Source organism: Sorangium sp. So ce1036 (genome assembly GCF_051369805.1).
In the GTDB taxonomy this organism is placed as follows: Bacteria; Myxococcota_A; Polyangia; order Polyangiales; family Polyangiaceae; genus Sorangium; species Sorangium cellulosum_F.
The window spans coordinates 7,012,097-7,025,482 of the sequence record NZ_JBBMOX010000001.1 but is presented as its reverse complement, the minus strand read 5'-3'; the positions used below and the strand labels follow the sequence as shown (position 1 = coordinate 7,025,482).

The following is a 13,386-nucleotide window of genomic DNA, read 5'->3' as shown; positions in this document are numbered from 1 at the left end:
ATTCCGCAGCACCTGCGGTGAGAGGGCATGAAAGAGAAAAAGACGAGGCCGCCCGGCCCCTCGGCCTCGTCGTCCGGGGTCAGCCGAGGAGCTCTTCCCGGCTCGGCAGGTCGTCGCTCTCGCGGAGGCGCTTGATGATCTCCGCGCCGGGCGCGATCGCGGCGCAGTACGACGCCATCCACTCGAGGGAGCGCTTCTTGTCCTCCTCCTTGAGCGAGAACACGCAGTCCTCGGGGACCCACACCTTGTACCCGCGGAAGAACGCGTCCGCCGCCGTGGTCTGCACGCAGATCTGGGTCTGGATGCCCGTGACGAGCACCGTCTTGACGCCGAGCTCCTTCAGCTTGTCGTCGAGGGGCGTCTCGTAAAAGCCGCTGTCACGGCCCTTCACCATCACGAGGTCGGACGGATGGACGAAGTCCTTGATCAGCTCGGCGTTGGGCGTCCCCTTGATGGCCGGGATCTCCTTGCCGCGGAAGCGGCGCTGGATCTGCGGGTCGTTCGGGTCGTTGATGAGCTGGAGGTGGACGACGACGTGCCCCAGGGCGCGGATGGCGCCGAGGAACATGTTGAACTGCGGCGCCACCCGGGCGAGGAGCTCGCGGCCCCCCGGCATCTTGTCGATGAACTCGTACTGGAGATCGTTGGTGAGCACGGCGATGTTGGGCATGGATCGGTCCTTTCTGGTTCGGTCGATGGGTCTCGGACGAATCGGTCGAAGCGGGCTCCGCGGGCGCTGCGCGGCGTGATCACCCCGGCGGGCGGGCGGCGCGGGCGTCGTCGCGCCCTGCGGCGCCGTCGGCCTCCGCGTCGAGCAGCGCCTCGCGGAGGCGCCCCGCGAGCGCCTCGACGTGCGGCCTGCGGAGCAGGGTGTAGTGGTCGCCGGGCGCGACGTGGCTCCGCAGGCCGGGCGCCCACCGGGCCCACGCGGGCCGCGGGTCGCGGCGCGGCGAGCCCTCGGCGCGGAAGAGCTCCACCCGGGCCGAGACGGCGCCGGGGGCGTAGCGCGCGAGCAGCGCGGCGTTCCGCTCGAACACGTCGAACAGGGCGCCGAGCTCGTCGAGCGTGGTCCCGGCGGGCAGCACGCCGAGCTCCTCGAGCCGCGCGAGGATCCACGCGCGATCCGCGGCGCCGCCGCCGGGCGCGGGGAGCGCCGCGGCCGCGTCGGCGCCCGAGAGGCCCGCGAGATCGGCGGCGAACTGCGCGAGGGGCGGGAGCTCGTCGCCGGGCTCGTCGAACGGCGGGAGGTACGCGTCCAGGAGGACGACCGCGGCCACGCGGCGGCCGCGCCGCTCGAGGACGCGGGCCATCTCGAAGGCGACGACGCCGCCCATCGACCAGCCGCCGAGCAGGTACGGCCCCTCGGGCTGCACCCGGCGGAGCTCGTCGCAGTACGCCTCGGCCATCTCCGCGACGCTGCCGAGCGCGCGCGGGGGGGTCTCCAGCCCGAACGCCTGGACGCCGTAGAAGGGGCGATCCGGCCCGAGGGCGCGCGCGAGCTCGGCGTAGCAGAGGACGTTGCCGCCCACGGGGTGCACGAAGAAGAGCGGGGCGCGCGCGCCGACGGCGCCCGGCGCGCCGGCGGCGCCCGGCGGGGCGGGCGGGGCGAGCGGGACGAGGATCGAGCCGCGGCCCGCCTGCGCGCCCCGCCGCTCGCGCACGAGCGCCGCGAGCGCCTCGGCCGTGGGCGCGCGGAACAGGCTGGTGAGCGGCAGGTCGCAGCCCGTGCGGCCGCGGATCTCGGCCATGAGCCGCACGGCGAGGAGCGAGTGGCCGCCGAGCGCGAAGAAGTCGTCGGTCGCGCCGACCCCCTCGACGCCGAGGAGCTCCTCGAAGAGCGCGCAGATCTCCAGCTCGGCCCGGGTCCTCGGCGCGACGCGCGCGCCCTGGCCGAGCGCCGCGCGCGCGGCGGGCACGGACGCGGCGAGCGCCCGCCGGTCGATCTTGCCGCTCGGCGTCTGCGGCCACCGATCGAGCGGCGCGATCGCCGCCGGGATCATGTAGTCGGGCAGCCGCTCGGACAGGTGCCGGCGCAGCGCGTCGACCGCGACGGGCGCCCCGCGCGGGACGAAGAAGGCCGCGAGCCGCACGTCGCCGGGCCCGTGCTCGCGCGTGACCACCACCGCCTCGGCGACGCCCGGGTGCGACGCGAGCACGGCCTCGATCTCGCCGAGCTCGATCCGGAAGCCCCGGATCTTGACCTGCTCGTCGAGCCGGCCGAGGAAGTCGAGCTGGCCGTCCGGCAGCCACCGCACCAGGTCGCCCGTGCGGTAGAGCCGCGCCCCCTCGGCCTCGGGGAACGCCGCGCGCACGAAGCGGGCGGCGGTCAGGTCGTCGCGGTTCAGGTAGCCGCGCGCGAGGCCGATCCCGCCGATGTGGAGCTCGCCCGGGACGCCGACGGGCGCGGGCTGGCCGCGCGGGTCGAGCACGTACACCTGCGTGTTCGGCAGCGGGCGGCCGATCGTGGGCCGCGCGACGTCCGGCCCGTACTCGGCCGCGGTCGCGAGCACCGTGGCCTCGGTGGGGCCGTAGCCGTTGAGGAACCGCCGCCCCTTCGCCCACCGGCGCGGCAGCTCGGCCGGGCACACCTCGCCCGCCACGCACAGCACGCGCAGGTCGGGGAGCTCGCCGGGCGGGACCGCCATCAGCGCCGAGGGGGTGAGCATCGCGACCTGGATCCGCTGCCGCCGCAGCAGATCCATGAGCCCGGGCCCGGGCAGGAGCGCCTCGGCCCGCGCGAGGCACACCGCGCCGCCCGCGAAGAGCGGCACGAAGATCTCCATCACGGAGACGTCGAAGCTCAGCCGGGTGAACTGGAGGACGCGGGTCCCCGGCTCGACGCCGAGCAGCTTGCGCTGCGCCACGGCGAAGGCGGAGAGCGCGCGGTGCTCGATGAGCACGCCCTTGGGGCGCCCGGTCGAGCCCGAGGTGTAGATGACGTACGCGAGATCCCCGGGGAGCGCCCCGGCGGCGGGATCGTCGGCGCGCTCGTGCGGGAAGGGGGGCTCGCCCTCGCCGAGCCGCACGACCGGCGGCAGCGCCGCGGGCAGCGCGGGCAGGAGCTCGGGCTGCGCGATGAGCAGCGCGGGGCGCGCGTCCTCGATCATGAAGGCGAGCCGCTCGCGCGGGTAGGTCGGGTCGAGCGGGACGTACGCGCCGCCGGCCTTGAGCACCGCGAGCAGCGCGACGATCATGTTGGGCGAGCGCGGCATGCACACGCCGACCAGCGCGCCGCGCCGGACGCCGCGGGCGCGGAGGTGGTGCGCGAGCCGGTTGGCCCGGCGGTCGAGCTCGCCGTAGCTCAGCTCGGCCCCCTCGAAGAGGAGCGCGGTCCGCCCGGGGGCCGCCTTCGCCTGCGCCTCGAACAGGTGGTGCGCGCACGCGGGCTCGGGCGAGGAGGGCCGCTCCGCCCCGCTGAAGGCGCGCAGCACGAGGCGGCGCTCCTCGGGCCCGAGCAGCGGGGCGTCGGAGACGCGCAGCCCGGGCTCGGCCGCGACGGCCGCGAGCAGCGCCTCGAGGTGGCCGCGCCAGCGCTCGACCGTGGTCCGGTCGAACAGGTCGGTGCTGAACTCGAGGCCGCCGGAGACGACGCCGTCGCCCTCCTCGAGGGCGAGCATGAGGTCGAACTTCGCGACGGCGGCGTCGACCTCGAGCGGCGCGACGTCGAGCTCCCCGAGCTTGCGCGGCCGCTCCGGCGCGTCCTGGAACGCGAAGGCCACCTGGAAGAGCGGCGTGCGGCCGAGGTCGCGCGGGACCTCCAGGGCGTCGACGACCTGCTCGAACGGGACGTCCTGGTGCTCCTGGGCGTCGAGCGTCACCTGCCGCACCCGCCGCACGAGCTCGACGAAGGTGGGGTCGTCGTCGAGGCGGACGCGCAGGACGAGCATGTTGATGAAGCAGCCGACGAGCGGCTCCATCTCGAGCTGCGTGCGGCCGGCGACCGGCGAGCCGATGGCCACGTCGGGGCGGCCCGTGTACCGGCGCAGGAGGGCGGCGAAGCCGGCGAGGAGCAGCATGAACAGCGTCGCGCCCTCGCGCCGGCCGAGCGCGCGGAGCGCCTCGACGAGCGGCGCGGGCAGGCGCACGGGGACCGTGTCGCCGCGGTAGGAGGGGGCGCTGCCGCGCGGCCGGTCGGTCGGGAGGTCCAGGGGCTCCAGGCCGGCGAGCTGGCCCTTCCAGTACTCGAGCTGCGCGCGCCACGCGTCGGCCTGCGCGCGCTGCCAGACGGCGACGTCGGCGTACTGCACCGGGAGGGGCGGCAGGGCGGGCGCGCGGCCCGCGCGCGCGGCCTCGTAGAACGCGGCGAGGTCGCGGAAGAGGACCGGGAGCGAGGCGCCGTCGCACGCGATGTGGTGCACCGTGACGAGCAGCGCGTGCTCGCCGTCGGAGAGGCGGAGCAGCGCCGCGCGGATCGGGAGGCCCGAGGCGAGGTCGAACGGCCGCCGCGCCTCGTCCTCGGCCGCGCGCCGGGCCGCCCGCTCCCGCTCGCCCGGGGGGACGGCGGACAGGTCGACGTGGCGCAGCTCGAGGCGCGGCGCGGGGTCCACGACCTGGAACGGCAGGCCGTCGCGCGCCTCGAACCGGGTGCGCAGCACCTCGTGGCGCGCGACGACCTCGGCGAGGCTCCGCTCCAGCGCGCCGCGATCGAGCGGCCCGCGGAGCACGAGCGCGAGCGGCATGTTGTAGAGCGCGGTGCCCGGCTCGAGCTCCTCGATGAACCAGAGGCGCTGCTGGGCGTAGGAGAGCGGCAGATCCCCGCCGCGGGGGGCCGGGCAGAGCGGCCGGCGGGCGGCGCCGGGCTGGGCGCGCCGCGCCCGGTCGATGCGCTCGGCGAGGGCCGCGATCGTGGGCGCGTCGAAGGCGGCGCGGAGCGGGAGCTCGACGCCGAACAGCCGCCGCGCGCGCGCGACGACCTGGACCGCGAGCAGCGAGTGCCCGCCGAGGGAGAAGAAGTCGTCGTCCGCGCCGAGCCCGTCGCGGCCGAGGACCTCGCCCCACACGCCGGCGAGGGCCCGCTCGGTCGGCGTCGCCGGCGCGCGGCGCGCCTCGCCCGACGCGCGGCGCGCCTCTCCCGGTCGATCCGCGCGGTCGGGCGGCGGGAGCGCCTTGCGATCGATCTTGCCGTTCGGGTTGAGCGGCCAGGCGTCGAGCGCGACGAAGGCGGACGGGACGAACGGCTCGGGCAGGCGCTCGGCGACGAACGCCCGCAGCGCCTGCTCGTCGATCGGCCGCCGCCGGACCAGGAGGTAGGCGACGAGCCAGCGGCCGGACGGGCCGTCGTCCCGCGCGAGCACGAGCGCCTCGCGGACGTCCGGGTGCGCGGCGAGCGCGGCCTCGGTCTCCCCGGGCTCGACGCGGAAGCCGCGGATCTTCACCTGGTGGTCGAGCCGGCCGAGGTACTCGAGCTCGCCGCCCGCGAGCCAGCGCGCGCGGTCGCCGGTGCGGTACATGCGCGCGCCCCGGGCCTCGTCGAGCGGGCAGGGGACGAACCGCTCGGCCGTCAGCTCGTCGCGCCCGAGGTAGCCGCGCGCGACGCCGGCGCCGGCGATGTAGATCTCGCCGGGGACGCCGGCGGGCACGGGCTGCTGCCGCGCGTCGAGCACGTAGATCTGGGTGTGATCGATGGGCTTGCCGATCGTCGGGCGCGCGTCGGCGGTGACCGTGGACCAGGTCGAGTAGGTCGTGGTCTCGCTCGGGCCGTAGAGGTTGAGGAGCCGCTCGACGTGCGGCAGCGCGAGCACGTCCCGCGCGAGGGATGCGCGGAGCGGCTCGCCGGCGAGGCACACGGTCCGCACGGACCCGGGGATGCCCGAGGCGGCGACGAGCGCCGCCGCGGCGGACGGCACGGTGTTGAGGAGCGTCACCTCGTGGCGGCGCCGGAGCGCGGGCAGCGCGAGCGCGTTGTCCGCGAGGACGACCTTGCCGCCCCAGCAGAGCGGCACGACGAGCTCGAAGACGGAGAGGTCGAAGCACGTCGACGTGGACGCGAGCACGCCCGCGAGCTCCTCGTCCGAGAACGCGCGCCGCGCCCACCACGCGAGCGCGACCGCCTGGCGGTGCTCGATCACGACCGCCTTGGGCCGGCCGGTCGAGCCGGAGGTGTAGATGAGGTACGCCGCCTGCTCCGGCCGCCCCGCGTCCGCCGCGGCGCCGGCCCCGTTCAGCGCGGAGGGCGCGGGCTCCTCGAGGCCAGCGGCGAGCTCCTCGAGCAGGACGACCCGGGTGCCCGGCGGGGCCGGGGCGCGCGCGGAGAGCTCGCGCTCGGTGACGAGCAGGTGCGCCCCCGCGTCCTCCAGGAGGAGCGCGAGCCGCGCGCTCGGGTAGCCCGGGTCGAGCGGCACGTGGACGCCGCCCGCCTTGAAGATGGCCCAGAGCGCCACGACCAGGTCGAGCGTCCGCCGCACGCACAGGCCGACGCGCACCTCCGGCCGCACGCCGAGCGCGCGGAGCCTTAGGGCGAGCGCGTCGGCGCGGCGCCGGAGCTCGCCGTACGTGAGCTCGCCGTCGTCCGAGGCGACCGCCACCGCGCCGGGCGACCGCTCGGCCTGCGCGTCGAACAGCCCGTGCAGGCTCGCGGCGGGCGGCGGCGGCGCGCTCGTCGCGTTCCACGCGACCAGCACCTCATGCCGCTCGCGCGGCGTGAGGAGCGGGAGCTCGGCGGCGCGCCGCCGGGGATCCGCGGCGGCGGCGCGCAGGATCGTCTCGTAGTGCCCGGCGAGGCGCGCGACCGTCTCGGGGTCGAACAGGTCGAGGTCGAACTCGATGGCGGCGTCGAGGCCGGCGCCCGACTCGGTGAGGAAGAGCGTCAGGTCGAAGCGCGACTGCTCGAGATCCAGCGCGATCTGGGACACCTCGACGCCGGGCAGCGAGAGCGCGGGCGGCGGCGCGTTCTGGAGCGCGAACATCACCTGGAAGAGCGGGTTCCGGCTGGGATCCCGCTCCACGGCGAGCTCGTCGACGACGATCTCGAACGGCAGGTCCTGGTGCGCGTACGCCTCGAGCGCGTCGGCCTTCACGCGCCGGACGAGCTCCTCGAACGTCGGGTCGCCGCCGAGCCGCGCGCGCAGGACGAGCGTGTTGACGAACAGCCCGATCAGCGGCTCGAGCTCGGTCCGCCCGCGGCCGGCCACCGGCGTGCCGACGCAGAAGTCCTCCTGGCCGCTGTGGCGGTGGAGCAGCACCTCGAAGGCGGCGAGGAGCGTCATGAACAGCGTGGCGCCGAGCTCCTGGCTCGTGCGCCGCAGCGCGGCGACGAGGTCCTCGGGCAGCGCGAACCGGTGCGTGCGCCCGCGGAACGACCGCGCGGCGGGGCGGGGGCGGTCGGTGGGCAGATCGAGGGGCGGCGCGCCGTCGAGCCGCCTGCGCCAGATCTCCCGCTCGGCCTCCTGCACCTCCTCGGTGAGCTCCCTCCGCTGCCAGGCGGCGTAGTCGGCGTACTGGACGGGCAGCGGGCGGAGCCCGGGCTCCTCCTCCCGCGCGAGCGCGGCGTAGGCCGCCGTGAGCTCGTGCGCGAGCACGCCGAGCGACCACCCGTCCGAGGCGATGTGGTGGAGCGTGACGAGCAGCGCGTGCTCGTCGGGCGCGAGCCGGTAGAGCGACGCGCGCAGGAGCGGCCCGCGCGCGAGGTCGAACGGCCGCGCGGCGTCCCCGGACGCGAGGCGGAGGAGGGACGCCTCCCGCGCGGGCGCGGGGAGCGCCGCGAGGTCGAGGAAGGCGAGGGGCCACGCGTCCGGCGCGGCGTGGAAGCGCTGGACGGCGCGGCCGTCGACCGCCTGGAAGGTGGTGCGCAGGACCTCGTGCCGCCGGACCACCCAGGTGATGGCGCGCGCGAGCGCGGGCACGTCGAGCGGGCCGCGCAGGCGGAGCGCCGCGGGCACGTTGTACGTGGCGTTCTCCGGCTCGAGCTGGTCCAGGAACCAGAGTCGCTGCTGCGCGAACGACAGCGGCACATCCCCGGCGCGCGGCGCGGGCGCGAGCGGCGCCGCGCCGGGGCGGGCGCCTTCGCCCGCGGCCTCCCTGGCCGGGCGCTCGAGGCGCGCGGCGAGCGCGGCGACGGTCGGCGCCTCGAACAGCGACCGGACCGCGACCTCGACGCCGAGCAGGTCCCGCAGGCGGGCCGCGACGCGGGTCGCCGAGAGCGAGTGGCCGCCGATCGCGAAGAAGTCGTCGTGCGCGCCGACGAAGTCGAGCCCGAGGACGGCGCGCCACACCTCGGCGATCGCCTGCTCGAGGCCGGTGCGCGGCGCCGCCCGCGCCGCGCGCTCCGCCGGATCGGCCCAGGCGGGCGCGGGCAGCGCCTTGCGGTCCACCTTGCCGTTCGCGCTCAGCGGGAGCGCGTCGAGCGGGACGAGCGCCGCCGGGACCATGTAGCCCGGCAGGCGCGACGCGAGGTGATCCCGGAGCGCGCCCGGCTCGAACCGGGCGGCGGGGCCCTCGGGGACCACGTAGGCGACGAGCCGCGGGTCGCCCGGCGCGTCCTCGCGCGCGACCACGACGACATCGCGGATCCCGGCGCACCGCGCGATGACGGCCTCGATCTCGCCGAGCTCGATGCGGAAGCCGCGGAGCTTGATCTGGTGATCGATCCGCCCGAGGAACACGAGCTCGCCGCCGGGCAGCCGCCGCACGAGATCGCCGGTCCGGTACAGGCGCGCCCCCGGCGCCCGGGCGAACGGATCCGGCAGGAACGCCGCCGTCGTGCGCTCGGGGTCGTGCAGGTACCCGCGGCCGACGCCGTCGCCACCGACGTACAGCTCGCCGGCGACGCCGATCGGCACGGGGCGCCGCTGCCGGTCGAGCACGTGGAGCTGCGTGTTCTGGATCGGGCGCCCGATCGGGACGTAGGCGGCGTCCTCCGCCGGGGGCTCGACCACGACGTGCTGGGCGACGTCGTCGGAGCACTCCGTCGGCCCGTAGGCGTTCATGACGGGGACGCGCGGGTAGAGCGCGAGCCACCGGCGCACGAGATCCGGGGCGAGCGCCTCGCCGGTGAGGACGAGCCACCGCAGGCCGTCGAGGCGCGGCCGCCACGCGGGGCGCGACGCCAGCTCGTCCAGCATGCCGCGCAGGAGCGAGGGGACGATCTCGAGGACGGTGATGCCGTCGTCCGCGGCCGCGTCGAGCAGCCGCGCCGGGTCGGTCGCGATCTCGTCCGGCACGAGCCGGCACGCGCCGCCCGCGAGCAGGGGGGAGAGGAGCTGCCAGACCGAGATGTCGAAGGTGATGGGCGCGGTCTCCGCGACCACGTCCGACGGCCCGAGCCCGAGGGAGCGCACCTTCGCGAGGAGGTGGTTGAGCATCCCCCGGTGCTCGACCATCGCGCCCTTGGGCGCGCCGGTCGATCCGGACGTGTAGATGACGTAGGCGAGGTGGTCGGGCGTCGCGCGCGGCGCGGCAGCGCCGGCGGGCTCCGGCGGGGCGGCGGCGAGGAGGTCCCGCGCGGAGAGCGCCTCCGGCGCGGCGGGGCCCGCGGCGGCGAGGATCTCGTCGCGGAGCGCCGCCGGGATCGCGTCGCCCACGAGGAGCAGCGGGGCGCCGGCGCGCGCGAGGATGTCGGCGCTGCGCTGCGCCGGGTGCGCGGGGTCGAGCGGCACGTAGGCGCCCGCCGCCTTGAAGGCCCCGAGCGCGAGCACCACGAAGTCGAGGTCCCGCCTCGCGAGGAGGCCGACCAGGCGATCGGGGCCGACGCCGCGCGCGCGGAGCGCGTGCGCCACGCGGTCGGTGATGCGGTCGAGCTCGGCGTAGGAGAGCCGCCGCCCGGCGCACACGACCGCCGGCCGATCCGGCGTCCTCGCGGCCTGCTCCCGGAAGAGGTCGTGGAAGCAGACGCCCGCCGGGACGGGGGCCGCGGTGTCGTTGCAGCCCTCGAGCAGGAAGCGCTCCTCCTCGGGCGGGAGCAGCGGGAGCTCGTCGATCGGGCGGTCGGGCTGCTCCGCGGCGGCGCCGAGGAGCACGGTGAGGTGGCCCGCCATGCGCTCGATCTCGTCGCGCGCGAAGCGGCCCTCGCGGTACTCGAGCGCGGCGGTGAGCTCGCCCGGGAGGCGGGCCACGCTGAGCCCCAGGTCGAACTTCGCCGTGCCCTCGACCGCGCCGTCGGGGGACCAGAGCACCGGCCGCCACGGCGCCCCGTCGACGTCCGACGGCGGCTCCGAGAGGCTCTCCAGCACGAAGCTCGCCTGGATCAGCCCGCCCCGATCGCCCTCCCGCCCGGCGCCGGCCTCGCGCGCCACCTCGTCGAACGGCAGCTCGGCGCGCTCCATCGCCTCGGCCATCGCGCCGCGCACGCGGCGGAGGAGCTCGCGGTACGTGGGCCTCCCGCCGAGGTCGACGCGGAGGACGACCGTGTTCGCGAAGAAGCCGACGATCCCCTGGTGCTCGGGCCGGCTCCGGTTGGCGACGACGACGCCGATGCCGAGGTCGTCCTGCCCGGTGTGGCGGTGGAGCAGCGCCGCGTAGAGCGACGCGAGGGCGACGAAGAGCGTCGCGTTCTCCGCCCGCGCGGCGGCGAGCGCCGCGTCGACGTGCCGCGACGGCAGCGAGAACCGGACGGTCCCGCCCGCGAAGGGCGACGCCGCGGCGCGCCCGCGCCCGGCGCCCAGGTCGAGCGGCGGCAGCCCCTCGAGCTTCGCCTTCCAGTAGGCCCGCTGCGCGTCCATCCGGTCGAGCGCGGCCCGCTGCGCGCGCGCGTAGTCGGCGTACCCGAGGCGCGGGCCGGGCGACGCGCCGGGGCGCCCGGCGTAGCTCGCCCCGAGATCGCGCACGAGCACCTCGATCGAGCGGCCGTCGGTCACGAGGTGGTGCTGCGCGAAGAGCAGGACGTGGTGGCGCTCCTCGAGGGAGACCAGGCACACGCGGAGCAGGGGGCCCTCCTCGAGCGCGAACGGCCGCCGCCCCCACTCCATGGCGAGCGCGCGCAGGCGCGCCTCGCGCTCCTCCGCGCTCTCCCCCTCGACGCGCGCGCGGGCGAGGGGCACCGTCACCTCCGGGAGCACGATCTGCCGGGGCTCCCCGGCGATCTCGCGGAACACGGTGCGCAGCGCCGGGTGCCGCCGCACGACGGCCGCGAGGCTCGCCTCGAGCTTCGCCTCGTCGATCGCCCCGAGGATCCGCGCGCCGAACACCACGTGGTAGAGCGGGCTCTCCGGCGCGAACCGGCAGAAGAACCACAGGCGGAGCTGGTGGGAGGAGAGCTCGACGGGCTCGCCCTCCGGCGCCGCGCCGCCCGCGGGGGCCGGCTCGGGCGCCGGCGCGTCGAGCGCCGCCGCGAGCGCGCGGGAGAGCTCCTCGACCGTCGACGCCTGCCAGAGCAGCGCCGCCGGCACCGCGACGCCGAGCAGCTCCTCGAAGCGCGCCTGCAGCTCGACGCTCGCCAGCGAGTCGAGCCCCAGCGCCATGAGCTTCGAGCCCGGCGCGACGCTCCGGACGTCCACCCGCGCGAGGCGGGCGAGCTCCTCGCGCACCACCTCGACGAGCAGGCCCGGCCGCGCGGCGGCGGGCACGGCGCGCAGCGCGAGCCGCAGCACCCGGGCCGCGTCGCCCGCCGGATCGGCCGCCGCGCCCGCCCCTGCCGCGCCCGCGCCCGCCGGCCCCTGTGCCTCCGCGGCCACGGACGCCTCCAGCACCTCGAGCGTCCCGTCGCGGAACCCCTTCGCGCACGCGTGCCGCTGGATCTTGCCGCTCGATGTCTTCGGGATCGTGCGCGGGCGGAGCAGCAGCACCGCGTGCGGCTGCACGTCGTGCTCCCGGGCTACCGCCGAGCGCAGCGCCTCCACGACGTCCTGTGGCGCGTCGTTCCCCTGCCGCGTGTCGAGCTCGGCCGCGACGCCGAGCCGCTCCTCCCCGCCGACCTCGATCGAGAACGCCGCGCAGCAGCCGCGGCGAACGCGCGGGTGGGCCGCCTCCAGCGTCCGCTCGATGTCGTCCGGGTACAGGTTGCGCCCGCGGAGGATGATGAGGTCGCGGATGCGCCCGGTGACGAACAGCTCTCCGCCCGAGAGGAAGCCGAGGTCCCCGGTCCGCAGGTAGGGCGTGGCGTCGCCCGGCAGGCGCGCGCCGAACGTGCGCGCGGTCTCCTCGGGCCTGCCCCAGTAGCCGCCCGCGACGCTCGGCCCGGCGACCCAGATCTCGCCGATCTGGCCCTCGGCGCACCGCGCGCCCCCCTCGGGCGACGCGATGACGACGCGCTCCCGGGGCGCCCCGGAGGACACGAGCCGCCGCGCCCCCGCGGCGGCCGGGTCCACCGCGCGCCACACCCCGCGCTCGAGCGCGCCGGCGTCGACGCTCGCGCGCGCGGGCGGCGCGTCGCGGAGGCCGCCGGCGACGAACAGCGTCGCCTCCGCGAGCCCGTAGCACGGGTAGAACGCCTCGCGGCGGAAGCCGCACGGCGCGAACGCGTCCGCGAACCGGTCCAGCGTGTCGGCGCGGACCGGCTCCGCGCCGTTGAACGCCACCGTCCACGAGCGGAGATCGAGCTGCGCCCGGTCCTCGCGCGTCGCCTTGCGCGCGCAGAGGTCGTACGCGAAGTTCGGCCCGCCGCTCGTCGTGGCGCGGAAGTGGGAGATCGCCCGGAGCCACCGGATCGGCCTCTCCAGGAACGCGAGCGGCGACATCAGCGTGCAGGGGAAGCCGACGAAGATCGGCTGGAGCACCTTGCCGATGAGCCCCATGTCGTGGAACAGCGGCAGCCACCCGACGCCGGACGAGCCCGCGTCGTGCTCGAAGCCCGCGAGGATGGCGCGCTCGTTGGCGAGCACGTTTTCGTGGCTCACCATCACGCCCTTGGGGCTCCCGGTCGACCCCGACGTGTACTGGAGGAACGCGAGCGTCTCGCCGGAGATCGCCGGCGCGCGCCACGCGGACGCGGCGCCCTCGTCGATCGAATCGGTGGCGATCCAGCGGAGCTCGGCCAGCTCGGGCGCCTGCTGCCGGAGCGCCTCCGCCATGGAGGCGATGAGCCCGGTGGTCAGCACGAAGCGGGCGCCGGCGTCGCGGGCGATGGCGCGGAGCCGCGGCAGGGTGCGCTCCATCTGCGCGGGGTTCGGCGGGTAGGTCGGGACCGCGACGGCGCCGGCGTAGACGCAGCCCATGAACGCCGCGATGAAGTCGAGCCCGGGCGCGTAGAGGAGCAGCGCCCGCTCGCCGGCGCCGCCGCTGGCCTGCAGCGCCGCGGCGATCCCCATCGCGCGGAGGTGGAGATCTCGATACGTCCACTCCTCGGCGCCGCCGTCCACGTCGCCGGTCGTCAGGAATCGAAACGCGAGGGCGCCGCCCTGGGCCTCCGCGCGCGTCCGGAGGACGTCGACCAGGGTCGCGCAGCGATCCAGCTCACCCAACAAGGCACCGTTCATCGAATAAAGCTCCACCGCTCCGTCGCGCTCTCCGCGAGCG

General features: G+C 76.7%; 2 protein-coding genes. Both read right to left on the bottom strand.

The window, feature by feature from the left end:
* Positions 1 to 79 precede the first annotated feature (79 nt).
* A complete protein-coding gene (locus tag WMF31_RS26295; RefSeq protein ID WP_129346916.1) occupies positions 80 to 670 on the bottom strand; it encodes a cysteine hydrolase family protein in 591 nt (196 codons plus the stop codon).
* 79 nt (positions 671 to 749) lie between these two features.
* A complete protein-coding gene (locus WMF31_RS26290) occupies positions 750 to 13,346 on the bottom strand; it encodes an amino acid adenylation domain-containing protein (RefSeq protein ID WP_436604574.1) in 12,597 nt (4,198 codons plus the stop codon).
* Between the last annotated feature and the right edge of the window lie 40 nt (positions 13,347 to 13,386).